Source organism: Micromonospora sp. NPDC006766 (genome assembly GCF_040636055.1).
In the GTDB taxonomy this organism is placed as follows: domain Bacteria; phylum Actinomycetota; class Actinomycetes; order Mycobacteriales; family Micromonosporaceae; genus Micromonospora.
Map to the genome: position 1 here is coordinate 296,458 of NZ_JBEYIX010000002.1, position 25,914 is coordinate 322,371.

Genomic DNA, 25,914 nt, shown 5'->3' on the forward strand with positions numbered 1-25,914 from the left:
GACGGACCTTGGAGCCCCGTCAGGTTGGAGGCACACCGCTCGTCTCAACTCGGGGCCTCTACAGTGGAACTGAAGTCCAGCAGGCCTTGACCGGCGGAGTCCTCCGAGTTTCCGGAGGTGGGGCCCCGTCGACCATCAGCAGAAGATCCCACCCTTATTGCGGCGACTTTTGCAAGGAAGTCCTTGTGGGCACGCTTGGTCAGGTCGAGCAGGCCATGCCAAGTCTGATGAGCGACACGGGAGTCGGATCTCAGCGAGGAAAGCGCTACTGAGCCTAGTCGATCAATGTGATCGACCACAAACGTCAGCCTCCGAATAGGGAACTGATTGCCGAGCTCGGGGTTGGAATCCAGGAAGTTGCTAAGAGCTTGGAGATAATCGATTCCGCGGCCATATTCGTAGTCGGTGAGCCGATATTGGAGTCTCTTAATTTCGACGATCCAGAGCTGACCAGCGTCATTCAGCATGACGAAGTCGGGCTCTCTCTTCGGGTTCTCGATTGCCGAGGTTGTTATGGTTTGACCGTAGTTCTTTGCATACCAAGCCTCGAAGCTTGCTCGGACTCGTTTCAGGGACTCGTTCATGCCCAGCGGAGTCCACTCAGGGGAGAGCAGCCATGGTGCCTGCTCGATAAGCTCCTGCAGCGGGCGCTCCAGCGTCGTGCCATCTGAGATCAGCTCTTCGAGTTTTGAAATGACCTCGAGCCGCTCCTCGGCAACCTGCCCCAGCGAATACATCTCCGCCAAACGGGCTCGGTGAAAGAGTGCCATTACGGCGTCGATCGTCGTAGCGGTGGTTTCGGCTACCTCTCGAAGTGTCCCTAGCAGCGTACGGTGGGGCCCAATGGACATCGCAAGATTCGCAATCTGGTCCACATGGTCCTGGTCGTCTAGTGCCTCAGGATCTACGTCTTTCACCAGAAGCTTCGCGGCCTCCGTAACTGACTCTCTCAGTTCCGGCTCGCTTGGGGCCGCTCTATCCAAACGTTGCTTGAGCTGAGACTTCTTCTCAAAGTCCTTCCATTTTTGGTCGCGAACCGCCTTCTCGGCTCGTTTGCCGAGGTCTTTAATGAGTCTCTGTCCCCAATTCTTAAGAGCCTCGCCCTGATCCGACGACCATAGAATGTCCTGACGGTCAGACCGTACGAGGTCGTCTTCCTCATCTAGCCATTCCGCATGGAGCTCGCCCACAAGATACGACCGCATCTTGTATTCACCTGTGAACCCTGCGCCGATATCGAAGTCTCGCGTTTGGGCGACAATCTTTCCCCGCGCGTAAACTCGAACTCCGGCCATGGCCGGATCCTTGTACGGTTTCCGGGAGAAGGCGACGAACCCAGTAACAGGAAGGTAGGTATCCCCGAAACGAACAGGACGTTCCGAAAGGTCGATATGCGTGTCTTCTAGGTAGTCAATCTTTAGGCTTCCGAGCTGGAAGGGGTCGCCGCTTCCAAGCGAGTCATGAACGGTCACCACCCAGTCGTCGCGCGAGATGCCAAACCGAGCCGACAGCTGCCGGTCCAACTCTTCGCGGCTCGGTACCTTCTTACGGAAGAAGTCGCGTAGCTTGATAACCGTCCCTGACGAATCCGCGAAGGTTCCATCAAGTGGGCCTGGCTCCGGGTTGTACTCTTCATCGGTGTCGGCAATGATATCCGCTAAACGCAGGACTATGTGAGATACGCGCCAGCCGTTGGCGGTCTGCTCACCTCCGGCGGTTATAACCTCAACGGTTTCACAGATGCCAAACGGCGCGAGCTTACCGATGCCCTTCCGGCCCATCACAGGGCGCAGCTTCCAACGCGACTTATCGCTGCCTGTGCGCTTCCGTCGATCTGCTCCAACCGACAGATAGTGGCGGTTAAGTTCCTCGTCCGTCATCCCATGACCATCATCCGAGATGGTGATTTCGTAACGTTGCGACACTGCCTGAGTCTGCTCAAACGGGACTAGCGCCAGTTGATCTGAACCGACCCGATCGTCCAGATCCACGCTCTCAGCAAAAGCCAAGGTGCCTGGTGCAGGGTCGACCTCAGCGGGGCCCGACCTGGCGGCAGCAGAACTGAGGAACGCACCCCACGGCAGAGTGATCTCTACGGTCTCGGCATCCGCGTCATAGGAGTTGGCGATCAGCTCCGCTAGGACAGCCGTGACCCTGTCGTAGAGTTTGATGCCCAGCTTGTCTATCGTCAGGCGGCTGATCCTCATCGTGTACTTGGGAGCCGCAGGCGCGACATCGCCCGGAGGCCGAGCAGCCGGCACCTGTACTGCCGTGAGCCCGCTTGGCTGAGATGCGAGTTCCGCAGCGGCTGGGTAGTCTGGTTGCTCCATGTCTTGCACGAGCCCTCCCGTGTGGACGTAGATGAGCATCGTGACCCACGGACGGACCTGGCGCCACCCCATCGTAGACTTGTCGACTACGGAAAGTCGCGGTCGTCTGTAGAGCAAAGATCATGTAGCATGCCCCCGTGGGCCGCCTGACATGCATCGACTTGTTTGCTGGTGCTGGCGGTGCTACGCAGGGTCTGCGAGCTGCTGGCTACGATGTCCTCGGTGCCGTAGAAGTTGATCCAGCTGCTGCTGCCTCATATCGATTGAATCACCCTGAGACGAGGCTTTGGCAGTGTGACATTCGATCTCTGCCCGCTAGCAAGCTTCGGCGGGAAAGCGAGCTTGCAGTCGGTGAACTCACCCTGTTAAAGGCGTGCCCCCCATGCCAAGGGTTTTCGACCCTCGCTCGTGGCGACGACTCTGACAGCGGCAACGACCGCAATGATCTAGTCCTAGACATCGTGCGCTTCGTTCGAGCATTTCGGCCGGCTGCCATCATGCTAGAAAACGTCCCGGGGCTCGAACGCGACGTCAGGTTTAGCCGTATCAAGAAGTCGATATCAGAACTCGGCTACTCTTTGAGTTCATTCAGGCTTGATGCCGCTTCGGTAGGGGTACCACAGCGACGACGTAGGCTCATCATGATTGCGATCCGGGGACGCAAAGCTCAGATTCCAGCCGCGCTCCCTGATCTTCTTGGCGAGTGGTTTGTTGACCGGCCACAGACGGCGCGGGAGGCGCTGACTGGTTTAGCTTCGGCGATGACTCCTGATGATTCTCTCAACAGGCACCGCGCGCACTCTCCCAAGGTTGTGGCCCGCATCTCAGCTGTGCCGATAGGTGGCAACCGCTTTGACCTTCCTCCTGAGCACCAGTTGAAGTGTCATGTCAACCTCAGCAAGAGGAATGCCACAGCTTCATATGGTCGAGTGCGCCTAGACGAGCCCGCACCAACTATGACCACCAGATGCGCAACGCCCGCCTGCGGTTCGTTCATTCATCCCACCGAGCACCGCGGCCTAACACTCCGGGAAGCCGCGACCTTTCAGACCTTTCCTTATTCCTACCGCTTCTCCGGAGACTTCGGATCGATTGAGCGCCAAATCGGGAATGCCGTTCCAGTTCGAATGGCGCAGGCTCTGGGCGAGGCCGTAAAGGCCTTGTTGCTTGCGCCCCGCAGTGGACGTAAACGATCCCTGGCAGCCTCTTAATTATCCTCCCAGATGTCCGCCGCCTGACATCAAGTCGGGTGGGCGGCCTTGGCACTTAGCGACATACCGCTGCCTCCACCGTCCAGTGAAAGCGGGCCAACTACTAAAACGCTCGAGTACGCCATCGAGCTGCAGCGCATCGACCCGGCCGGGGTCCAGTGGACCGCCCTCAAAGTGGCGCATCGAAGGTTGACGCGGTCCGCCTCACCGGGCCAGGAAGTGCCAGCCGAGCCAGAGCCAGACGGCCAGCACCACGGCCCGGCCGGCGGTGGTGCGGAGCGCGGCGGTCAGCGCCTCGCCCAGCGGGGCGCGGGCCAGCCCGACGCGCCGCCGTCCGGCCACGTCCACGGCCAGCATCACCAGCAGGATCGCCACGAAACCAGCGGTGATCACGGCGCGCGCGGTCACCGGGTCACCAGCCAGGCACCGGTGCCGAGCCACAGCAGATAGCCGACCACCCGACCGAGATAGGTGTCCAGCAGCGGGTCGGTCAGGATGCTGAACGTCGGGTGTGCCTCGTCGTTGCCAGATAACAGCGCACCCAGCTCCCAGAGGCAGAACAGCACCCCGAGACCGAGCCAGGTGACGGCGGCGCGTGGCCCGACCCGCCGTAGCCGGTCGGGCACGCGCCGCAGGCCCACGACGAGGAGCACCGCGCCGGGCAGCAGCACGGCGGCCGCCGCCGGTCCGGTGAGCGGACGGGCGACGGCCGCGATCAGGGCGTATCCGATGACGGCCGGCCAGAGCAGCCAGACCCGGGCGACGGGAGCCGGCTTGTCCACCGGCCGGGGCGTCGGTGTCATGCCTTCCAGTGTGGAACGCCGAAGCGCCCGAAGCGAGGCCTGCCGCAGCGCCCGGCTCAGCCGAGCGGGCCGATCTCCCGTTCGATCGCCGCGCGCAGCTCCGGGCCGCGCACCGTCTCCCGGGCGGCCTCCATCAGCGGGGCGAGGAACACGTCCGGCCCGGGCTCGCCCACCGCCCCGGCGAGGGCGGCCAGCGCGGCCCGGCCGGCCGGCGACGGGTCCAGTGGGGCCCGGAGCTGGAGCCCGCGTACGCCGGCCAGCAGTTCCACCGCGAGGATGCTGCTCAGGTTGTCCAGCACGGTGCGCAGCTTCTTGGTCGCCGCCCAGCCCATCGAGACGTGGTCCTCCTGCATGCCGCTGGTGGGCAGGGAGTCCACCGACGCGGGCGCGGCCAGCCGCCGGTTTTCCGCGACGATCCCGGCCGCCGTGTACTGGGCGATCATCAGCCCGGAGTTGACCCCCGCGTCGGGGGAGAGGAACGCGGGCAGGTCCCGGGACCGGGTGACGTCGAGCAGCCGATCCACCCGGCGTTCCGCGATCGCGCCCACCTCGGCGGCGGCGATGGCCAGGTAGTCGGCGGCGAAGCCGAGCGGCGCGCCGTGGAAGTTGCCGGTCGACTCGACCCGCCCGTCCGGCAGCACCACCGGGTTGTCGACCACGGACCGCAGCTCCCGCCCGGCCACCGTCTCGACGAAGTCGAGGGTGTCCCGGGCCGCGCCGGCCACCTGCGGCGCGCAGCGCATCGAGTACGCGTCCTGCACCGCGTGCGTGAGGTCGTGGCGGTGCGAGTCCATCACCGCCGAGTTTTGCAGCAGCTTGTGGATGTTCGCCGCCGAGGCCGCCTGGCCGGGGTGCGGTCGGATGGCGTGCAGCTCGGGCAGGAACGGCCGTTCCGAGCCGAGCATCGCCTCGATCGCCAGGGCGGCGGTCACATCGGCCATGGCGAACAGGTGCCGGGCGTCGTGGATGGCCAGCAGCAGCATGCCGAGCATCCCGTCGGTGCCGTTGATCAGTGCCAGCCCCTCCTTGGCGGCCAGCTCGATCGGGGTCAGCCCGACCCGGCGCAGCGCCTCGCCGCCGGGGATCCGCTCGCCGGCCGGGCCGAGCACCCAGCCCTCGCCGAGCAGCACCAGCGCGCAGTGCGCCAGGGGGGCCAGGTCGCCGGAGGCGCCGAGCGAGCCGTGCTCCGGCACCCACGGGGTGACCTCGTGGTTGAGCAGGTCCACCAGGGCCTCGGCGACCAGCGGCCGGACCCCGGAGCGGCCCAGGGCGAGCGAGCGTACCCGCAGCAGCATCATCGCCCGGACCACCTCGCGCGGCATGGGCGCGCCCACCCCGGCGGCGTGCGAGCGGATCAGCGCGTGCTGCAGCTCGGCCCGGCGCTCGGGCGCGACGAAGGTGTTGGCGAGGGCCCCGAAGCCGGTGGAGACGCCGTAGACGGGCCGGCCGGCGGCCTCGATTCCGTCCACGATGGATCGGCTGGTCGCCATCGCGTCCACCGCGGTCGGGTCGAGGACGACCTTGGCGGTGCCGCGGGCGACGGCGAGCACGTCGGCGGGGGAAATCCCGGTGGGCTGGATGGTGACGGTCATGAGGGCACTCCGTTGTGCAGAACCTGGCGGATCAAGGGAACCCCCGGCCGGTAGGCCAGGTGCAGGTGGGACGGGGCGTCGAGGATCATCAGGTCGGCCTGGGCCCCCGGCGCCAGCCGGCCGACGTCGTCACGGCGCAGCGCCGCCGCGCCGCCGGCGGTCGCGGCCCACACCGCCTCCGCCGGGGTCATCCGCATCTCGCGTACGGCGAGCGCGATGCAGAACGGCATCGACGACGTGTACGACGACCCGGGGTTGCAGTCGGTCGCCAGGGCCACGGTCACGCCGGCGTCGAGCAGCCGACGGGCGTCCGGGTACGGCGACCGGGTGGAGAATTCCGCGCCGGGCAGCAGCGTGGCGACGGTCGCCGACCCGGCCAGGGCGTCGACGTCGGCGTCGGCCAGGTGGGTGCAGTGGTCGACGCTGGCCGCGCCGAGTTCCACCCCGAGCTGAACGCCCGGCCCGGGGCCGAGCTGGTTGGCGTGCAGCCGTACGCCCAGCCCGGCCGCCTGCCCGGCGGCGAGGATCGCCCGGGTGTGGTCCGCGTCGAAGGCGCCCCGCTCGCAGAACACGTCGACCCAGCGGGCGTACGGGGCGGCGGCGGCCAGCATCGGCCCGCACACCAGGCCGACGTAGTCGTCGGGGCGGTCGGCGTACTCGGCGGGCACGACGTGCGCCCCGAGGAACGTGGTGTCCTCGGTGAACTCGGCGGCGATCCGCAGCGAGCGGGCCTCGTCGGCGACGGTGAGCCCGTACCCGCTCTTGATCTCGATGGTGGTGGTGCCCTGCCGCAGCGCCTCGGCGTGCAGCCGGCGCACGGTGGCCCGCAGCTCATCGTCGGAGGCGGCGCGGGTGGCGCCGACGGTGGTGCGGATGCCGCCCCCGGTGTACGGCTCGCCGGCCATCCGGGCGGCGAACTCGGCGGCCCGGTCCCCGGCGAAGACCAGGTGGGCGTGGCTGTCCACGAAGCCGGGCAGCACCGCCGCCTGTTCGGCGTCGATCCGGCGGTCGGCGGCGGGGGCGTCCCGCGCCGGGCCGATCCAGGCGACCACGCCGTCCTCGACCAGCAGGGCGGCGTCGCGCCGAAGGCCCAGCGGCCCGTCCCCGCCCGGGGAGTTGGTGACCAGCTCCCCGATGTTGTCCACCAGCAGGCTGCTCACGGGGCCGTCACCGCCTGGATGGCGTGCGCCAGCTCGGTCGGCACGTCGACGGTCAGGTGCCGGCCGTCGGCCACGATCGTGCGCCCGTCGACCACCACATGCGTGACGTCGGCCGCGCCGGCCGCGAAGAACGCCCCGACCGGCGGCACCCCGGCCGTCCGGGCGCTGTCCAGGCGTACGGTGACCAGGTCGGCGCGCATCCCGACGGCGAGCTGGCCGGCGTCGCCCCAGCCCAGCGCGGCGTGCCCGGCGGCGGTGGCGGCGGTGACCAACTCGGCGGCGGTGAAGTGCCCCCGCTTGCGGGTACGCAGCCGCTCGTCCAGCTCCACCGCGCGGGCCTCCTCGAACAGGTCCACCACCGCGTGGCTGTCGCTGCCGAGGCTGAGCGGGCTGCCCGCCTCGGCCATCCGGCGGGCCGGCCCGATCCCGTCGGCGAGGTCCCGCTCGGTGGTGGGGCAGAGGCAGACCCCGGTCCGGCTGTCCCCGAGCAGGGTGACGTCGGCGCTGGTCGGGTGGGTGGCGTGCACCGCGGTGGTGTGCCGGCCGAGCACCCCGTGGTCGGCCAGCAGCCGGGTCGGGGTGCGGCCGTGCACGGCCCGGCAGGCGTCGTTCTCGGCCGGCTGCTCGGACAGGTGCACGTGCAGCGGCCGGCCCTGGCGGTCCGCCCAGCCGGCCACCGTGGCGAGCTGCTCGGCCGGCACCGCCCGCACCGAGTGGATCGCCGCGCCGACCCGGGCATGGTCGTCGTCCGGGGCGAACCCGCTCACCCGCTCCGCCCAGCGCAGCGCGTCACCGTCGCCGAACCGCCGCTGCGGCCCGACCAGCGGGTCCCCGGCCACGGTCGCGGTCAGGTACGCGGTGTCCAGCAGCGTGATCCGGATGCCGGCGTGCGCGGCCGCCTCCACCAGCGCCGCCGACATCACGTTCGGGTCGGCGTACGGGGTGCCGTCCGGCCCATGGTGCAGGTAGTGGAACTCGCCGACGCAGGTGATCCCGGCGAGCGCCATCTCCGCGTACGCGGCCCGGGCCAGGGCCAGGTACGAGTCCGGGTCGAGCCGGGCGGCCACCGTGTACATGACGTCCCGCCAGGTCCAGAAGTCACCCCGCCCGCCGTGGGTACGCCCGCGCAGCGCCCGGTGGAAGGCGTGCGAGTGGGCGTTGGCCAGGCCGGGCAGGGTGAGCCCGGGCAGCCGTACCGCGTCGCGCAACACCTCGACCCCGACGGCGGGCGCGCCGCCGCCGACCAGCGGGGTGACGGCGGTGATCCGGCCACCCTCGGCCTCGATCAGCACGTCCGGCGTGGGTTCGGCGTGCTCGGGCAGCCAGGCGTACTCGGCCAGCCAGCGGGTCAGCGGCATGCCAGCTCCTTCAGCACCCGGGCCAGGGCGGTCACCCCGGCCGCGCAGTCGGCGTCGGTGGCGGACTCGGCCGGGGAGTGCGACACCCCGGTCGGGTTCCGCACGAACAGCATCGCGGTGGGCAGGTGCGCGGCCAGCACCCCCGCGTCGTGTCCCGCCCCGGTGGGCAGCACCGGCGCCGCCAACAGCATCGCCAGCCGGTCGGCCAGCCCGCCGTCGAACGCGACAAGCGGGGTCGCCGACTCCTGCGTGCAGGTCAGCTCGGTGCCGTCCCGCCGCGCCCGCTCGGTCGCCTTGGCCCGCACCGCCTCGACCAGGCCGTGCAGCGTCTCCGACTCGGCCGCCCGGGCGTCCAGCCAGCCGGTGACCTGCGCCGGGATCGCGTTGGTGGCGTTCGGCGCCACCGACACCCGGCCGATGGTGGCGTGCGCGTCGCGCAGCCGGGCCTCCTTGTTCGCCGCGAGCACCGTGAACGCGTACGTGAGCATCGGGTCGCGGCGGTCGGCCATCCGGGTCGTACCCGCGTGGTTGCCCTCGCCGTGGAAGTCGAAACGCCAGCGGCCGTGCGGCCAGATCGCGCTGGCCACCGCGACCGGCGCGGCGAGGTCGACCAGCGCGCGACCCTGCTCGACGTGCAGCTCCACGAAGGCCGCGAAGCGGCCGAGCAGCTTCGGGTCGGCGCCCGCCGGCCGGTCACCCAGCGCCTCGGCGAAACTCACCCCGGCCGCGTCGCGCAGCCCGGCCGCGCGGTCCACCGCGATCTCCCCGGTGAGCAGCCGCGACCCCAGGCAGGGTACGCCGAACCGGGCGCCCTCCTCCTCCACGAACGCGGCCACCGCCACCGGCCGGACCGGGGCGACCCCGGCCGCCCGCAGCTCGTCCACGGCGAGGAACGCGCTGACGATGCCGAGCGGCCCGTCGTACGCGCCGCCGTGCGGCACCGAGTCGAAGTGGCTGCCGGTCAGCACCGCGTCGCCGGCATCCGGGTCACCCCACCAGGCGAACATGTTCCCGTTGCCGTCGCCGTGCACCGGCATGCCGCGTTGGTCGGCCTGCTCCCGGAACCACTCCCGCAGCGTGAGCTCCGGCTCGGTGAACGCGTACCGCAGGTAGCCGCCGCTGCCCGCGTCCCGCCCGACCGGCGCGATCTCGTCCCACAGCTCCCGGAACCTGTTAAGAAGGGGCCCTTCCTCTACCGAATGCGTTAACAAGGGGCCCCTCCTTCCATCGGGATGCGGACGTTGGTGCGGGCGGCGACCTCGCGGGCGTCGTCGTAGCCGGCGTCCACGTGCCGGATGACGCCCATCGCCGGGTCGTTGGTGAGCACCCGCTCGATCTTCTGCCCGGCCAGGGCGCTGCCGTCGGCGACGCAGACCTGGCCGGCGTGGATGGACCGGCCGATGCCCACCCCGCCGCCGTGGTGGAGGGACACCCACGACGCGCCGCTGGCGGTGTTGACCAGCGCGTTCAGCAGCGGCCAGTCGGCGATCGCGTCGGAGCCGTCGGCCATCGCCTCAGTCTCCCGGTAGGGGCTGGCCACGCTGCCGCAGTCCAGGTGGTCCCGGCCGATCACCACCGGCGCGCTCAGCTCACCCGAGGCGACCATCTCGTTGAACCGCACCCCGGCCTTGTCCCGCTCGCCGTAGCCGAGCCAGCAGATCCGCGCCGGCAGACCCTGGAACGCGACCCGCTCGCCGGCCAACCGGATCCACCGGGCGAGGGACTCGTTCTCGGGGAACAGGTCGAGGATGGCCCGGTCGGTGGCGGCGATGTCGGCCGGGTCACCGGAGAGCGCCGCCCAGCGGAACGGCCCCTTGCCCTCGCAGAACAGCGGCCGGATGTACGCCGGCACGAAGCCGGGGAAGTCGAACGCCCGCTCGTAGCCGCCGAGCTTCGCCTCACCCCGGATCGAGTTGCCGTAGTCGAAGACCTCCGCCCCCGCGTCCAGGAAGCCGACCATCGCCTCGACGTGCTTGGCCATCGATGCCCGGGCCCGGTCGGTGAACTCGGCCGGCTTCGCCTTCGCGTAGTCCCGGGCGTCGGCCAGCTCCACCCCCTCCGGCAGGTACGACAGCGGGTCGTGCGCGCTGGTCTGGTCGGTGACGATGTCGATGGCGACGCCCCGGCGCAGCAGCTCCGGGAAGACGGTCGCCGCGTTGCCCACCACACCGACGGAGAGCGCCCGGCGGTCCCGCTTCGCGGCGAGCACCCGCTCGACGGCGTCGTCGAGGGAGTCGGCGATCTCGTCCAGGTAGCGGTCGTGCGCCCGGCGCTCCAGCCGGCTGCGGTCGACGTCCACGATCAGGCAGGCGCCGCCGTTCATGGTGACCGCGAGGGGCTGCGCCCCGCCCATCCCGCCGCACCCGGCGGTCAGCGTCAGCGTGCCGGCGAGGCTTCCGTTGAAGCGCTTCGCGGCCACGGCGGCGAACGTCTCGTAGGTGCCCTGCAGGATGCCCTGAGTGCCGATGTAGATCCACGAGCCGGCGGTCATCTGCCCGTACATGGTCAGGCCGAGCTGTTCGAGGCGGCGGAACTCCGGCCAGGTGGCCCAGTCGCCGACCAGGTTGGAGTTGGCCAGCAGCACCCGGGGCGCCCACTCGTGGGTGCGCAGGACGCCGACCGGGCGGCCGGACTGCACCAGCATCGTCTCGTCGTCGCGCAGCTCGGTCAGCGTCCGCACCAGCGCGTGGTACGACGGCCAGTCCCGGGCGGCCTTCCCGGTGCCGCCGTAGACCACCAGGTCCTCGGGGCGCTCGGCCACCTCCGGGTCGAGGTTGTTCATCAGCATCCGCAGCGCGGCCTCCTGCGGCCACCCCTTCGCGGTGCGTGCGGTGCCGCGGGCGGCGCGGACGGGCTGGTGCATGTCCTACTCCTCTCAGCTGAGGAACAACTGACGGCGGGCGGCGGACGACTCGAACGCCTCGAGTCGGGCCTGGGTCTCGGCCGGGGCGGCGTCGCAGATCGCCTGCAACACCACCATGGCCAGGGTCATCGGGGCGGTGTGCAGGTCGAAGACCAGGTCGGCGCCGACGGCGGCGGGAAGCACCACCTCGGCGTACTCGGTGGCGGGGCTGACCGGCGAGTCGGTGATCGCCACGACGGTGAGCCCGGCGTCGCGGGCCTCGCGCAGCGTTTCCAGGGTCTCCCGGGGGTAGCGGGGCAGCACGAACGCGAGCAGCGCGTTCGCTCCGGCGGCGGCGGCCTGCTCCAGCCGGTCGGCGAGGAGGCTGCCGCCGTCGTCGAGCACCCGCACGTCCGGGTGCACCTTCGCGGCGAAGTACGCGAAGTACGCGGCCAGCGGCGCGGCGGCGCGCAGCCCGAGCACCGGCAGCGGACGGCTGGCCGCGAGCAGCTTCCCGACCTCGGCGATCCGGCCGGCGTCGGCGAGCTGCGCGGCGAGCCGGTCGAGGTTGCCCAGCTCGGCGCGGACCGCCCGTTGGAGGGCGTTCCCGCCGTCGGCCGGATCGGCGTCGCCGGTGGCGGACAGCTCCCGCAGCCGGCGGCGCAGCGCGGGGTAGCCGTCGTGCCCGAGCGCCATCGCGAACCGGGTCACCGACGGCTGGCTGACCCCGGCCAGCTCGGCGACCTCTGCCGCGGACAGGTACGCCGCCGCGCCCGCGTGCTGCACCAGGCAGTGCGCGATCCGGCGCTGGGTGGGGGTGAGCCGCACGCCGTGGAAGAGGTCGAGCAGGCGGTCGGTGGGGGCCGCACCGCTTTCATTCATGGCGGAACTCTATGCATGAAAACTTTCAGAGCGCAACATCGCAGACCTGACCACCGGTCATCAGAGACCGCGGGCGCGGCGGTGCCGACGGCCTGGGGTGAGCCCTCAGCCGGTGCGGAGGAAGGACAGCGGGCGGGGCTCGTACCCCTCGAAGTAGCGGCCCGGGTCGGCGCCCAGCACCGACCCGAGGACCGAGCCGAAGACGTCCCGGAAGTCGGCCGTCGCCCTGAGGTCCCCCTGGTCTAGGTCCGTCAGGCTGGGCTGCTCACTGTAGAGCCCGCCCACCACGCGCCCGCCTAGGACCAGCACCGGCCCGGCCGTGCCGTGGTCGGTGCCGTCCGATGCGTTGGCGCGTAGGCGACGGCCGAACTCGCTGTAGACGACGACCGTGATCCGGCGCCCGGCCGCCGACCGGGCCATCCGGGCGGCGAACGACGAAAGGGCCTCGTCGAGCTGCCGCAGGAGCAACTCCTGCGTGGCCAGTTCGTCGGCATGTGTGTCGAAGCCGCCCAGGCTGACCGAGTAGACCCGGGTCGGGGCCCCCACCTCCACGCAGCGGGCCACCAGGGCGAGTTGAGCAGCGAGCGCATTCTCACCACCCGTGCCGGTCGCCGGGACGTCCGGCTCCGCGGCGGCCCCCGGGCTGGGCGTCACCTGGTGGTCGCCGTGGATGACCCGACCCATCTCGAGCAGGTCGGCGTACGCCGACGCGGCCCTGGCCTGCATCTCCGGCTCGCCCGGCTCGATACGCCCGAGCGCCGCCACCAAGCGCTCGTCGATCCAGGGCGGCAAGTCCAGCCCGTGATAGCTGACGCAGGAGCCGATCCGCCGGCGGCCCACCAGCAGCGGCGGCAGCACCGGCTCGAAGCTCACCGCCGTGCCGACGGGCGCCCCCGTGTCGTCCAGCCAGCGCCCCACCCAGCCGGTGGTGGCCGGGGCGTCGGGGGAGCCGGTCTGCCAGATGTCCATGGACCGGAAGTGGCTGCGGTCGGGTCGGGGGTAGCCGACGCCCAGGATGACGGCCAGACGCTGGTCGTCCCACAGCCGCTTCAACCCCGTCAACACGGGGTTCAGGCCCAGCGCCTCGTTGAGCGGCAGGACCCGCTCGGCCGGGTACGCCAACTCCGGGCGGGTGGCGTGGTAGGCCGGGTCGGCGTACGGGATGACGGTGTTCAAACCATCGTTGCCGCCGTAGAGGGTTACCAGAACGACGGTGTCGCCGAGTGGGTCGCCGGCACGATCGGCGGCGCCCAACAGCTCCGAGAGGGCGAGCGCGCCGCCCCCGGCGGCCAGTGCGGCCGCGCCGGCTACCCCGGAGGCGAGCAGGAACCGACGTCGGGTGAGGGCGTCCATCTCACGTCACCGCGTATTCGGGGCTGACCAGGCCCAGGGTCAGCAACATCCGCGAGTTGCTCCGCACCTCGCGCAGAACGGCGTACGTCCGGTTGGTCCAACGATCGACGCAGAGCATGCTCGCGACGTCCTCCGGGGTGAGGTGGCCGGGCTCAAGCTGACTGGCCAGCTTGCCGGCGAGGCTGAGCTTGAGCCGGGCCGAGGACGACACGAGCCAGGTGGCCCCGGCGGGCCAGCCACCTACGCTCGGCGGGGCGAAGGGACGCTGCCCCAACCCACCCAGCCCGTCACAGAGTTGGAGCAACACCTCTCCGGGGATGTTCGCCGGTCGCAGCTTCAACTGGCGCATGGCCCCGACCATCCATTCGATCGGTTGCTTCACCATCGTGCCGGCGGTGGCGCGGAACGCGTCGTCGGTGAACAGCGCCCGCAGCATCGCCATCGGAGCGGGGAATGCCGTGACCATCTGGTCCCGGGTCGCCGGCGGGATCGGCTCGGTGGAGGAGGCGTAGCGGAACCACAGCCGGGCGGCGATGAACTCGGCGCACACGGGCTGCCGCAGCAGCAGGTCGACCAGACCGCGGGCGGTGAAGTCGGCCTGCGCGCCGAGGATGGTCTTGCTGCCGGAATCGTGCGCCGCAGGGTCGAGGACCATGCGCTCCGCCCGCAGGTCGAGCCGCCAACCGGTCAACGCCCGGCCGGCGGCCTTGACATCGGCCTCGGTGTAGTGGCCGATGCCCAGCAGGAACAGCTCGCAGAGCTCCCGGGCGAGGTTCTCGTTGGGGGCCTCCCGGGTGTTGAGCTGCCCGTCGAGCCAGTGAACGAGGGCCGGGTCGACGACCATACGGCGGGCCATGTCGGCGAAATTTTGGGCGGAGCGGAGGGTGCGGTGCTGGGCCAGCATCAGCTGCGGGCTCTTGACCTTGCGGATCGACGTCGCCCAGTGCCCATGCCAGAAGAAGATAAGCTTCTCCACCGCCTGATGGTTGGCGACGGTCATCCGATCCAGCCACCACCGGGTCAACTTGTCGGCCTGTTCCTGCCGGACCCGGTCCGCCGCCGCTCGTTGCGCCGGCGTCGGATTCGGCGTGACCGCGTACGGGTCGGAGCCGAGGTGCGGAATCGAGGCGGTCGTGGCACCGATGTCAGGCCCCGGTGGGGCGGTCAACGCCAGCACCGTGTCGGCGTAGCCGGCCTTGACCGCCGCCCCCAGTTCCGCCGATGTCGGGCCGAAGCCGGCGCGGCGTAGCAGCAGCGCGACGTCCTCGGACATGGGTCAACCATAGGCGATCAGCCCTGACAGCGACGACCATCCCATGTGGCCTGACGGCCGCCGCCAGGCGGTGCCCGGTCACCGGAGCGTACGGCAGTGCCCCGGTGCCGCACCGTGACGTCGCCCCGCTCAGGACCCGACCGCACGTCGTACGGCGACGACGTAGCCGTCGATTCGGGTCACGTCGAAGTACTCCAAGGTGACCAGTCGACCGGGAATGGTGATCGTCCTGGCCTTGGAACCGAACGGGAAGTCGTCGTCGTAGGTGCGGTAGACGAGGTTGTCCCCGTCCGCCCGCAGCACGATGGCGTCGATCCGGTCGTAGGGGTTGTCACCGGTCTGCGCGGCGAAATCCGCCGGTGAGGCGGCCCGGGCGGCCTCTTCGAGGAACTCCAGCCGCCGGTGGTACTGAGCGGCGGGGTGCGAATAGTTGGCGTTCCACTGGACGAACCCGTAGTAGGGCTGGAAGGCGAACAGATGGGTGCGGTCCGACAGCACGACCGGGTGGCCGGCTCCCCGGTAGGTGGCCTCGATGAGGGCGTCCACCCGCGTCGCCGCCGGGAGGGCTGGCTGCTTGTCGTCGTCGTGGAAGGGCGGCAGCGTGCCGTCGGGCAGGGTCTCGTTGTGTGCCGCGTGGATCCGCGGGTCGTCAACCACCCGGTTGACGAAGCCGTCGCCGACCATGAGCGCGAGCAGCCCCGCGCCGACCGCGACGACCGGCCAGATCCTGGGCGCCGGCAGACGGTCGAGGGTCCATCGGGCGCCCCGTACGAGCCCTAGCGCCGCCGCGGCCAACAGCACCAGCGGCACCAGGGTCTTCATCCGGAACGACATCAGCGGTATGTCCAGCGCCAGGAAGAGGAAGCCCAGGGCGTGCCACAGGTACAGCGCGACGAGCACGAGCAGCAGCGACCGGGACAGGGCCTCCCGGGCGGTGAGGAGCAGGTAGACGAGGCCGAGCAGGCAGAGGGCGCCCACGACGGACGGTTCGAGCATGGGCAGGGCCAGGTCACCGGAGTTGAGGGTGATCCACCGGTTGTTCAGGGACTCGAAGTGCGGTGCTGTCAGGAAGTTCCAGGCCAGCGGCGCCCAGAAGATCGCCGAGCCGAGGGCGGCGATGCCGAGGACGGCGAGGCTGCGGCGGGTCTCCTGCCAGCTGAGCTCACCACGGCACCGCCGTACCGCGAGGAACATCGCGAAGACCAGCACAAAGACGAAGAAGTAGTAGTAGTAAACGCAGAACAGCGCCGCCCCGATCAGGCCCAACAGGACCGGATTCCGACGACGCAGGCCCGGCCTGGTCAGCCCGTGGACGGCTTCCAGCCACCACGGGATGATGGCCAACTGGACCACCCAGCCGTAGCTCTCGTACAGGTCCGGAACGATCAGCGGCACGGCCGAGATGAGCGCGGCGGTCCGGGGCGTCACCAGACGCCGCCAGCACAGATAGGACACCAGCGGTACGGCGAAGGCGACCGCGATCGCGCCGAACTTGAGCATGTGCCAGGGCGCCACACCCGCTACGGCGGCGGCCCTGCCCAGGAGCCAGAAGTAGCCCGGGGCGTAGTAGCCGGGCAGGTCACGGTAGGTGTAGTCGACGATCTGCCAGGTGTCAGCGAAACGGGTGACCATCGCGGTGCGGAACGACTGGTCGCCCTGGAGGCCATAGACGTCGAACGGCGTCCCGTGTAGTGCGATCAGCATCGTCAGCCCGGCGAGACCGGCGAACAGCGCCGGCAGCAGGTCGGCGTCCCAGGTTCGGCCGGTGCGGCGGGCCCACCAGACGGCGGCCACCGCCGTCGCGGCCACGATCATGGCGGCGCTGTGCAGCCCGTATTCCGTCCGCCCCGACCGCGGGTGCGCGTCGGCCGCCAGCGCCGCGAGATGGATCCCCAGCACTACGAGACCGACGAGGGCGGCGAACAGCAGCGGCCTGGCTGCCGTGAGCTGCCGCCACGGCATGGAGGCGGGGCGCGGGTCGCCGGCCGGCGCGCGATCAGCCCGCCGACCCGACGTAGGCCGCGGCGGCGGGCCGGCCGGACGGATGCCGTCGGGTATGACCTCCGGCCGGTCGGCGATGTCCTTCATGTCCACCCCATCGAACGACTGCTGTTGGTTCGGCAGGAGAGTAGCGGACCGAAACCGTTTGCCAGCCGGGCGACCGCCGGCTGGCCGCGCGGGATATGCTGCGGGCCTTCCGGCCCGGCTCCGGGTGGCAACGCCACCGATCGCCGGCATGCTGGTCGTAATGGGGATGGATGGATCGTCATGTCGGAGCAAGCCCTCCCGAGGTCCGCCGCGCCGCCGAACCCCCGACCGCCGTCGGTACCGGCTGCCATGGGTACGCCGGCCACGCTGACCGGCCGCGCGGTGGCCCTGGTGCACGAATGGTTCGGCGCGACCGGCGGATCGGAGCAGGTGTTCCGGCACATCGCCGACCTCGTCCCGCACGGCGAGCGGTTCGTTCTCTGGAAGGACCGGGACGCCACCGACGCCGGGCTGCGCGAGTCGTGGCTGGCCCGGACGCCGCTGCGGCACCACAAGGCCGCCGCGCTGCCGCTGATGCCGCTGGTCTGGCGGACCCTTAGCAGGCAACGCTTCGACGTGGTCATCTCCTCCAGCCACGCCTTCGCGCACACCGTCAAGCTCGGGCCGCCGGAGACCACCACGCACCTGAGCTACGTGCATGCTCCCGCCCGGTACATCTGGAGCCCCGCCTTCGACGGCCGGGGATCGAGCCCCCTGCTGAGCATGCCGCGGCGGATCCTGCAGGGCGTCGACGTCCGGCTCAGCGACCACGTACGCAGCTACGCCGCGAACTCGCGGGAGGTGCAGGCCCGCATCCGGCGCTACTGGCGGCGTGACGCCGTCGTCATCAACCCGCCCGTGGACGTGGACTGGTTCGCCGCGGCCCCCATGGCCGACCGGGTGCAGCCCCGAGATTATTTACTCGGGGTGGGACGCTGGATCCCGTACAAGAACTTCGACCTGATCGTGGCAATCGCGGAGGCGGCCGGGCTGCCCCTCGTGCTGGCCGGGTCCGGGCCCGAGGAACAGCGGCTGCGCCAGCTCGCCGAGCGCGCCGGTGTCCCGGTCTCGTTCGAGGTGCGGCCGGACCGGGAGCGGCTCCGGCGTCTCTACTGGGGGGCCTGGGCGCTGCTCTTCCCCGTCCACGAGGACTTCGGCATCATCCCGGTCGAAGCTCAGGCGTGCGGCACGCCGGTGGTCGGCCTGAGCCGTGGGGGTCTGCTGGAGACAGTGGTCGACGGGGAGACCGGCTTCCTGGTGGACTCGACGGCAACGGCGGACTACTCGCCCCTGCTGCGGCGGCTCGGCGAGCTGTCGACGACGCGGATCGCCGCGCACGCCCGCGGCTTCTCCCCTGCCCGGTTCGCCGCCGAGATGACGGCATGGATCGACGATGAGTGCCGCTGATCGGCCCGGTGGCGAGGCACCACCTACCCGGGTCCTGCATGTCAGCCACACCGGGCACCGGGGCGGCGCCGAGCTGGCGCTGGCTCGCCTGCTCGCCGCCGCGCCGCCCTGGCACGCCGGGTTGTGCTGCCCGCCGGGCGGGGCCGCCTTCGACGCGTTGCCCGGGCACGGGGTGACCGTCGAACAGCGACTGCCCCGGCTCCCTATCGGCGGCACCCGCAGCCGCAGCCCGCTGCTCGCGGCGCGCTACCTGGCGACGCTGCGGGCGGCCGCCCACGCCCTGCGGCGCAGCCCGCTGTTCGACCAGGCCGAACTGATCCACGCGAACACCGCCGCCGCCGCGATCATCTCTGCCCTGGCCAACCGGGGGCGCCCGGCGCGCCTGGTGATCCACCTCCGGGACCTGGTCACCCCCGAGAGCCTGGGGCGATTCGGGTATGCCGCCTTTACCCGGCTGGCGCTTCTGCACGCCGATGGGGTGATCGCCAACTCGCACGCCACCCTCGACTCGGCCAGCGACCGGCTGCCAGCCGGCCTGCCCCGTACCGTTCTGCAGAGCCCCAGCGGCCTGCACAACCGGGTCACCGAGCCCGCCGTCCGGCCCGAGGTCCGGGCGATCGGGATGGTCGGGCGCCTGCAACGCTGGAAGGGCCAGCACGTGTTCCTGCGCGCCTTCGCCGACAGCTTCCGGGGCACCGAGGTCCGCGGCTACCTGGCCGGGGCGCCGCTGTTCGAGGAGACGGCGTACGCGCAGGAGTTGCATGCCCTCGCCGCCGAGCTGGGCGTCGCGGAGCAGGTCACCTTCCTCGGGCACGTCGACGACGTGGCCGGCTTCATCGACTCGGTCGACGTGCTGGTGCACGCGTCGATCAAGCCGGAGCCGCTCGGCCAGACCGTGCTGCAGGGGCTGGCGAACGCCAAGCCGCTCATCGCCACCGAGGGCGGCGGGCCAAGCGAGTGGATTCGCAGCGGCGTCAACGGCCTGCTCGTACCGCCGGGGCGGCCGGAGGCCCTCGCCGCGGCGATGCGCAAGCTGGCCGGCTCGCGTGAACTGCGGCTGGAGCTGGCGACCGGTGCGGCCCGCACCGCAGGTATCCTCTCGGACGCCGAGTGCGCGGTGGCCCACGCCGCCTTCTTCCACGAGGTCGCTCGGGCCGCTGGCTCGCCGCAGCGAGGAGGTTGGTGACGGTGGAGGCTCCCGCTCGCCCGCTGCGCGTGGCGTACATCCTGCTGCGCGACCCGAACTACAGCGAAACCTTCATCACCTCGGAGATCGAGGCGGTCCGGGCAGCCGGCGCCACCGTCCAGGTCTTCGTGGCCGGCCAGGGCGGCAGCCGGGGCGCCGAGCTGCGGCAGGCGCTCGGCGCCCTGCTGCGCCATCCGTGCCACACGCTGGCCGGGGTCCGCGCGCTCGGGGTGTCCTACCTGCCGCGCGCGGTACTGGCCGCCGCCCACGCGGCCCGACTGTCTGGCCCGGTGGCCGCCTTCGGCCCCAATGTGCTGCACACCCACTTCGTCAACCTGCCGACCGCGGTTGCCGCGCTGGTCGGCCGGCGGACCGGTGTGCCGGTGACCGCGATGGCGCACGCCGCGGACTTCCTGCTGGACCGCAACGGCCCCGCCATGGATCGGCGGCTCCGGCTGCTCAGGCATCTCTTCGTCATCTCGCAGGCCGCCGCCGCGCAGCTGGCCGAGCGGGGGGCGACGATGCCGGAGATCCCGCACAGCGTGGTGCGGGCCGCGTTCGACGGCGAGATCCTCGAGCCGTCGGCACGCCCGCCGGGCGACGTCGTCCGTCTGGTCACGGTCGCCCGGCTGGTGCAGAAGAAGGGCGTCGACACGGCGTTGGACGCTGTCGCCCGGCTGGTCCGCGCCGGCGTCCCGGTCCGCTACGACGTCTACGGCGACGGGCCGCTGCGGGCGGTTCTGGCGGAACAGGCCCGCGCATCGGCCCTCACCGGCGTGGTCACCTTCCACGGTGCGGTGAGCCACCGGGTGGCCACGACCGCGCTCGCCGGCGCGGACGCTGCGGTGCTGCCCTGCCGCCGGGCAGCCGACGGCGACCTCGACGGCATTCCCGTCTTCCTGATGGAGGCCGCCAGCCGGGGAGTGCCGGTCGTGACCACCGCCGTGTCCGGCATCCCCGAACTGGTCGGGCCCGACGGCGGTTGGCAGGTCCCGCCCGACGACCCGGCGGCGCTGGCAGACGCGTTGCGGCAGCTGATCCGCGACCCCGCGCAGGGGCAGCGCAGGGCGCAGACCCTGGCCCGCCGGCTGCGCGAGGAGTTCGCCCCCGAGTTGCAGGCCCGGCGGCTGCTCGCCGGGTGGGGTGCCGGTGCGGCGACGGGCCCTGTGACGGACCAGGCCACCGCGACCTCGGGGGAGGTCGGGGCCGCATGGACCTGACCGTCGTCGTCACCTTCTTTCCGCTTCCGCAGGACCGAGGAGACCCGATCCGCGTCCTGATGATGCTGCACGCACTGGCCCAGGTGCGGTCGTACACGTTGTTCGTGGTCCGCCGCCCGGAGACCACCGACGCTGACGTGGCACAGCTGCGCGCCCTGCTCCCCGGGGTCACCGTGCGGGACTTCACCGCCACGCCGTACCGGCTGAACCGGCTCGGGCCACTCGGCCGTTATCCCGAGTCCCTGCTCGACGGCGTGCCGCCCTGGGTACGCACCCGCTACAGCCACGAGCTGCACGAGGCGCTGCGAGCCCGGACCGGGGCCGCGCTGGCCATCGGCGAGGCGGCCGGCGCGTACGTCCGGGACACCCCGCTGCGGTGGCACTGGGACAAGGCCAACGTGCTCGCCACGAGCAGCCGGCAGGACGTCGACGAGACGACCGGCGTGGCGCAGCAGCTCCGGGCACGCTACCTGGCCCGGATCTCGGCACGGTTCGAGCAGACGGTGCTCGCCGACTGCGCCACGGTCTCGGTGACCAGCGCGGAGGAGGCGGCACGCCTGGCCCGGGCGTACGGCCGAGCGGCCGACTTCACGCTGCCCAGCTGCGTCCCGCTGCCCGAAGGGCACATCCCCCGGCCGGTCGAACGCCGGCTGGTCTGGCTCAGCAGTTTCTCGTACCGGTCGAACCTGCTCGGCCTGCACCGTTTCCTTGCCGAGGGCTGGCCGAGGTTGCGTCAGGCCGGACACACCCTCGAACTGGTCGGCTCGGGTCTCACCGATCGGGGCCGCGCCGAGCTGGCCGGATACGACGGACTGGAGGTGACCGGCTGGGCGGCCGACCTGCGCCCGGTCCTCGGCCGCGCTCGGGCCGCTGTGGTGCCACTGTGGAGTGGCGCCGGGGTCAAACTGAAGACCCTGACCCTGCTGGCGCACTCGGTGCCGGTGTTCAGCACCCCGATCGGGTTGGAAGGTGTTCCCCCGACGGACGCGACCCGCACGGCCGACACGCCGGACGGGCTGGCCGCCGCGATCCTCGCGGCCACGCCGGCGGAGTTCGACCGGATGGCCGCCGAGGCGCTGCGCCTGGTCCGGGAGCGCTTCTCGGAGGCGCAGTTCGCCGATCAGCTGATCGACTCGCTCGCCCGGCACGGACAGCTCGGCGCCGCGGTCGCGCACGAGGGGCCGTGATGTCGGCACGGAAACTGGTCTCCGCCTCCGTGGCGAACCTGCTGATCCCCCTCAGCGGCCTGCTGGTCAGCCCCTTCCTCTCCCGTGCCCTGGGCCCCGACGGGCGTGGCCTGTACGCGGCGCTGACCCTGCCGATCGTGGTGTGCGGCTGGATCGGCACCTACGGGTTGCAGGACGCCCTGAGCTACCACGTCCGGGAGGGACGGCTGTCGAGGCGGGCCGCGGCGAAGGTCAGCCTGGTGGCGATGCTGCCGCTCGGCGTGCTCGCCGTCGGCCTGATGGCGGTGCTGGGGCTCGTCATCTTCCCCGACGCCGCCCGCTACGACCAGTTCCTCACGCTGGCGCTGCTGGCGCCCCTGCACGTGCTGGCGAACCTGTTCATCGGGGCGCTGACCGGGGCCTCCGACATTCGCGGCCTGAACCTGGTCAAGGTCGTACCGGCGCTGGTCCGGACCGGTGTGGTGATCTTCGCCTGCCTGGCGTTCGACCTGAACGCGTATGCCGCCAGCCTGATTTTCGTCGGTTCGGTGCTGACCGGCCTGGTCTTCGGGTTCCTCCGGCTCTGGAGGCCGGCCGAGCCGTCCACCGCGGAGACGACGCCAGCGGGGCCGGTGCCGACCGGCTCGCTCGTCCGGTACGCCCTGACCTGCCTGCCCGGGGTGCTGGCGGCGATCTCCAGCGCCCGCCTCGACCAGATCATCGGGCTACCGCTCATCGGCGCGCGAGAGCTTGGCTACTACGCGGTGGCGGTGAGTGTCGCGGAACTGCCGATGGTGATCGCCACGGCGGCCAGGACGGTGCTGATGGGGCGGCCGGCCAGCGGCGATCCCCGCGCCGCGAACCAGGTCGCCCGGCTGGCGGTGCTGGCGTCGGCGGTCGTCTGCGTGCTGCTGGCGGTCTCGGCCGGGTTCGCGGTGCCGCTGGTCTTCGGCGCCGACTTCGCGCCAGCCGTCCTGCCGACCGCCATTCTCAGCGCCGGGACGCTCTGCTACGCGTGCATGAGCGTCTACAGCGCGGCGCTGCTGGCGCACAACCGTCCCGGGTGGTCCTCGACGGCCCTGGTGACGGGCTCCCTCGTCGGTGTCCTGGCGCTGCTGGTGCTGGCGCCGCTCGGGGCGGTCGGTGCCGCCCTCGCGAGTGTCGCCGGTTACGCCGTTGCGATGATCATCGCCGGTGTCGCGGTCGACCGGGTACCGGCGCTGGGCTCCCTGCGGATGCTCACGGTGCCCTACCCGGACGACGTTCGTCTGATGCAGAGGAAGGTGGCGCGGATGGCGGAAGGGATGCGCCGGCCAGCTGCGGCGACCGGCGGCGGTATCGACGCGCCCGAGGCGGCGGCCGCCGGCGGCGCCAGCACGTCGGCGAGCGCGGCGCTGGCCCATGCCGTGGCGCTCTACCGTCGGCTCGGGCCGGGCACCGTCGGCGTGGGCGCGCTGATCGTCCTGGCGTGGGCCCGGATGCTGGCACCCCAGGTGATGCAGCTGCTCGACACCGGACGGCCCGACTTCAACTCGAAGGAGGCCCTGGTCCCGGCGCTCGGGGAGGCGCTCGGCAACGGGCTCACCCTGCTGTTCCTGCTGGTGGCGGCCGGGCTCGGCGCGCACGGGCTCTGGCGGCGGCGCCCGGCCGGCCGGCGGTGGCTGGCCGTCGGCCTCGCCGCGCCGCTGGCCATCGAGGTCGCCGGCCTGCTGAACGGGCAGCTGCCCGGCCCGGTCGCGGCGGCCTTCCCGCTGGCCGCGGTCGCGATCTGGGCACAGCGTCCCCGCGAGGAGGTGCTCGGGGTCATCGGCGTCCTCGGCGGGTTGACCGCCCTCGGCTCGATGCTCTTCGCCGCGGTACGTCCCGACCTGGCGCTGCTCTCCGGCGAGGCGGCCGGGGAGAAGTCCGTTCTGCTCGGCGGTCTGCTCGCCGGCCCGTACCTGCATTCGAACGTGCTCGGCCTCGCGCTGGCCCTCAGCGTCGCGTTCGTCTTCCAGCTACGTCCCCCGCTGCTCCGCTGGACGTGTCTCACCCTGATCCTGGCCGCGCTGCTCTGGACCGGGTCGCGGACCAGCCAGCTCGCCGTCGGCGCCATCCTGCTGTCGTACCTGCTGGTGCGCCTGCTGCGGGGCCGCAGTTGGCCGGTTTCCGCAGTGCTCGCGGCCGGTGCCCTGCTCGTGGTCGTGGTCCCGGTGGTCACCACCGACCCGGAAAGCTTCAGCAAGCGGGGCCGGATCTGGGCGGCCTTGCTCCACCGGTGGTCCGAGAGCCCGCTCATCGGGTGGGGGCCGAAGATCTTTCAGCAGGAACCGGCGCTCGCCGCCGAACTTGGCGGCCAGTTCAGCCACGGGCACAACGCGGTGGTCCAGCTGCTCGTCATCGGTGGTCTGCTGGCCCTGCTCCCGTTCGCGCTGCTGTGCTGGGTGGCCTGGCGGCGATCCACGTTGCTCGCGGCCAACGGCGGCACGGCGGCGCTGCTCTTCCTCGTCGGGCTCGCACACGTCTCGTGGCTGGAAGCGTCCCACCTGTCGACCACCCTCGCCGGCTACGCCACGTGGCTGCCGCTGCTGACGATCGCGCTCACCGGACCGGCCTCGCCGGTCCGGCCCGGTGCCGCGTCCGTACCCGGCATGGATGAGGGCCGACCGGACGGGCCGGACCTGCCCGACCCGGCCGTGCCCACGGCAACCAGCGAGGACGCTCAGAAGATCAACGTGTCACGCAGGTAGTTCGCGACCCGGCGCAGCTGGTTCGCGCCGTCGACCGGCGCAGTCATCCGGAACACCACCTGGCGGTTGATTTTGCCGGCGGTGTCGCCGCGCCAGTACGCGACCACCACCAGCCCGTACCGTTGCTCACCGTCGATGTCGAGGGAACTGCTCTCGGCGTAGCAGGAGTAGCGGCCGCTCCGGACCCACTGCAGGCCCCAGGCCTCCTCGGCCTTGCGCATGGCGGCCTGCTGCTCCTGCGGGCAGTCCATCGGGCATTCCCTGACGATGAGCTCGCCGCCGATGCTCGACTTGCCCGCCGCCCCCAGCCCGCAGTAATAGCGCGCGGAGGTCTGGGTGAGGCCGCTGACGGTGCACTGCCAGTTCTGCGGAACCTTGACCGGGAAGCTGATCCCCTCCAGTTCGGTCAGGGTCTGCACGTCGTCGTTCTCCTGGAAGCGTGACCAGGCGGCCGGCCAGGTGCCCTCCTTGGGCGGCTCGGCGCCCGGGCTGGCAGGCTGGCCGGTGACCACCTCCGCGGTCGGCAGGGCCGTGGCGTCGCCGGCGGAGGTGGCCGCCGGAGCCGACGGGGTGCCGCCGAGGCCGTTGAGCGCGAGCAGGGAGCCGCCGCCGGCTAGGAGTACCAGGACGAGCGCGCCGATTCCGATCCAGAGCCCGGTGCGACGTTGCCGCGGCGGCGACGGGGTGATCCGTGGCACGCCGGGATTTGACACGTCGGCATCGTCCGGGGCGGGCTGCACGGGACGAACCATCGAGGGCGGCAGTTCGCTGAACGGCATCGTCACGGCGTACGGCGGGGCCGAGACCGATGGGGGCGGGCCGGACCCCGGCACCCCGGAGGCGGGCGCACCGCTGGTCGGCGCCGGGCTGCCACCGCCTCCCGGGCCGGGATCCTGCTGGGGACCGGCCGCCGGCTGCGGCGTCCTGCCGGCCGGCGCCGACTCCGACGGAGCACCCTCCTCAGTCGCGGGGGTGGCGGTCAACTCCACGCCGAGCAACTGGAAGATGCGGGCCGCGGGGCCGATGCCGACAGCATTTGGCCAGGCCACGAACGGGGTTGGTGCGGCGAAGTCGGAAGCCGCCTCGCCGGCGCTCGGCTGCTCGTATCGAGCGGTGGCAGCGGCATTGGTGAAGGCCTCCCGCCAGCGTGGGTCACCGGCCAGCGTGGCGTCGAACTGGGCGACCGTCACGGGCAGGCCGCGATCGTCCAGCCCGGACCAGACGGTGCCGACCGGCGACGACGCCAACATCCTGATGAACTGGTAACGATCCAGCTGGTGCATCTGCGCCTTCTCTGTTCTGTCCGTCGGTGGATCCTAGCGAAAAGCCTCACGTGCTCGCCGCCGCCGAGGGCGCTTCAGGCGCCACCGGACG

At 71.3% G+C, this 25,914-nt stretch carries 19 protein-coding genes; 6 read left to right on the plus strand and 13 right to left on the minus strand.

Translation table 11 applies throughout. The annotated features are described in order from the left end of the window. Positions 1 to 44: 44 nt before the first annotated feature. Positions 45 to 2,369 (minus strand): ATP-binding protein, encoded by a 2,325-nt coding sequence (locus tag ABZ671_RS05185; protein WP_357851472.1) that lies wholly within the window; start codon positions 2,367 to 2,369, stop codon positions 45 to 47. Positions 2,370 to 2,467: 98 nt separating this feature from the next. Here ABZ671_RS05185 and ABZ671_RS05190 point away from each other — a divergent pair, with 98 nt between their 5' ends. Continuing rightward, positions 2,468 to 3,541, plus strand: coding sequence for a DNA cytosine methyltransferase (locus tag ABZ671_RS05190; protein WP_357851475.1), 1,074 nt, complete (start codon positions 2,468 to 2,470; stop codon positions 3,539 to 3,541). Positions 3,542 to 3,745: 204 nt separating this feature from the next. Here ABZ671_RS05190 and ABZ671_RS05195 read toward each other — a convergent pair whose 3' ends face one another. The 11 genes from ABZ671_RS05195 to ABZ671_RS05245 form a co-directional block, all read right to left on the minus strand. Then, the gene (locus ABZ671_RS05195) at positions 3,746 to 3,949 is read right to left on the minus strand and encodes a DUF6186 family protein (protein WP_357851478.1); all 204 of its coding nucleotides are present in this window, start codon (positions 3,947 to 3,949) and stop codon (positions 3,746 to 3,748) included. Continuing rightward, entirely contained in the window at positions 3,946 to 4,344 is a 399-nt protein-coding gene (locus ABZ671_RS05200) for a hypothetical protein (protein WP_357851481.1), read from the minus strand. Before ABZ671_RS05200 ends, ABZ671_RS05195 begins: the two co-directional genes overlap by 4 nt. A gap of 56 nt (positions 4,345 to 4,400) precedes the next feature. Beyond that, positions 4,401 to 5,936 carry a histidine ammonia-lyase gene (hutH, locus tag ABZ671_RS05205; RefSeq protein WP_357851483.1) on the minus strand — a complete coding sequence of 512 codons (1,536 nt, stop codon included), beginning with the start codon at positions 5,934 to 5,936 and terminating at the stop codon, positions 4,401 to 4,403. Further along, positions 5,933 to 7,096, minus strand: coding sequence for an imidazolonepropionase (hutI, locus tag ABZ671_RS05210; protein ID WP_357851486.1), 1,164 nt, complete (start codon positions 7,094 to 7,096; stop codon positions 5,933 to 5,935). The genes hutH and hutI overlap by 4 nt, the downstream gene beginning before the upstream one ends. After that, positions 7,093 to 8,448 (minus strand): formimidoylglutamate deiminase, encoded by a 1,356-nt coding sequence (locus ABZ671_RS05215; RefSeq protein WP_357851741.1) that lies wholly within the window; start codon positions 8,446 to 8,448, stop codon positions 7,093 to 7,095. The genes hutI and ABZ671_RS05215 overlap by 4 nt, the downstream gene beginning before the upstream one ends. Continuing rightward, positions 8,445 to 9,665: an allantoate amidohydrolase gene (locus ABZ671_RS05220; protein WP_357851489.1), complete on the minus strand. Its 1,221-nt coding sequence runs from the start codon at positions 9,663 to 9,665 to the stop codon at positions 8,445 to 8,447. Before ABZ671_RS05220 ends, ABZ671_RS05215 begins: the two co-directional genes overlap by 4 nt. Beyond that, complete coding sequence (hutU, locus tag ABZ671_RS05225; protein WP_357851492.1) at positions 9,659 to 11,317, minus strand: urocanate hydratase; 1,659 nt, start codon at positions 11,315 to 11,317, stop codon at positions 9,659 to 9,661. The genes ABZ671_RS05220 and hutU overlap by 7 nt, the downstream gene beginning before the upstream one ends. A gap of 12 nt (positions 11,318 to 11,329) precedes the next feature. Continuing rightward, positions 11,330 to 12,178 carry a MurR/RpiR family transcriptional regulator gene (locus tag ABZ671_RS05230; RefSeq protein WP_357851495.1) on the minus strand — a complete coding sequence of 283 codons (849 nt, stop codon included), beginning with the start codon at positions 12,176 to 12,178 and terminating at the stop codon, positions 11,330 to 11,332. Positions 12,179 to 12,283: 105 nt separating this feature from the next. Further along, positions 12,284 to 13,531, minus strand: a complete 1,248-nt coding sequence (locus tag ABZ671_RS05235; RefSeq protein WP_357851498.1) for a DUF1501 domain-containing protein — start codon at positions 13,529 to 13,531, stop codon at positions 12,284 to 12,286. A gap of 1 nt (position 13,532) precedes the next feature. Further along, a complete protein-coding gene (locus ABZ671_RS05240) occupies positions 13,533 to 14,804 on the minus strand; it encodes a DUF1800 domain-containing protein (protein WP_357851501.1) in 1,272 nt (423 codons plus the stop codon). A gap of 129 nt (positions 14,805 to 14,933) precedes the next feature. Next, the gene (locus ABZ671_RS05245; RefSeq protein WP_357851504.1) at positions 14,934 to 16,892 is read right to left on the minus strand and encodes an arabinofuranosyltransferase; all 1,959 of its coding nucleotides are present in this window, start codon (positions 16,890 to 16,892) and stop codon (positions 14,934 to 14,936) included. 180 nt (positions 16,893 to 17,072) lie between these two features. Here ABZ671_RS05245 and ABZ671_RS05250 point away from each other — a divergent pair, with 180 nt between their 5' ends. The 5 genes from ABZ671_RS05250 to ABZ671_RS05270 are packed head-to-tail and all read left to right on the plus strand — an operon-like array spanning position 17,073 to position 24,540. Beyond that, complete coding sequence (locus tag ABZ671_RS05250; protein ID WP_357851507.1) at positions 17,073 to 18,239, plus strand: glycosyltransferase; 1,167 nt, start codon at positions 17,073 to 17,075, stop codon at positions 18,237 to 18,239. After that, positions 18,226 to 19,425, plus strand: coding sequence for a glycosyltransferase (locus ABZ671_RS05255; RefSeq protein WP_357851510.1), 1,200 nt, complete (start codon positions 18,226 to 18,228; stop codon positions 19,423 to 19,425). Before ABZ671_RS05250 ends, ABZ671_RS05255 begins: the two co-directional genes overlap by 14 nt. 2 nt (positions 19,426 to 19,427) lie before the next feature. Next, positions 19,428 to 20,645: a glycosyltransferase family 4 protein gene (locus ABZ671_RS05260; protein ID WP_357851513.1), complete on the plus strand. Its 1,218-nt coding sequence runs from the start codon at positions 19,428 to 19,430 to the stop codon at positions 20,643 to 20,645. After that, positions 20,636 to 21,832, plus strand: a complete 1,197-nt coding sequence (locus tag ABZ671_RS05265) for a glycosyltransferase (RefSeq protein ID WP_357851516.1) — start codon at positions 20,636 to 20,638, stop codon at positions 21,830 to 21,832. Before ABZ671_RS05260 ends, ABZ671_RS05265 begins: the two co-directional genes overlap by 10 nt. Further along, positions 21,832 to 24,540, plus strand: a complete 2,709-nt coding sequence (locus ABZ671_RS05270; RefSeq protein ID WP_357851519.1) for an O-antigen ligase family protein — start codon at positions 21,832 to 21,834, stop codon at positions 24,538 to 24,540. Before ABZ671_RS05265 ends, ABZ671_RS05270 begins: the two co-directional genes overlap by 1 nt. On the opposite strand, the gene ABZ671_RS05275 is transcribed toward ABZ671_RS05270, so the two are convergent. Then, a complete protein-coding gene (locus ABZ671_RS05275) occupies positions 24,513 to 25,823 on the minus strand; it encodes a hypothetical protein (protein WP_357851522.1) in 1,311 nt (436 codons plus the stop codon). The two genes, ABZ671_RS05270 and ABZ671_RS05275, sit on opposite strands and share 28 nt — an antisense overlap. Between the last annotated feature and the right edge of the window lie 91 nt (positions 25,824 to 25,914).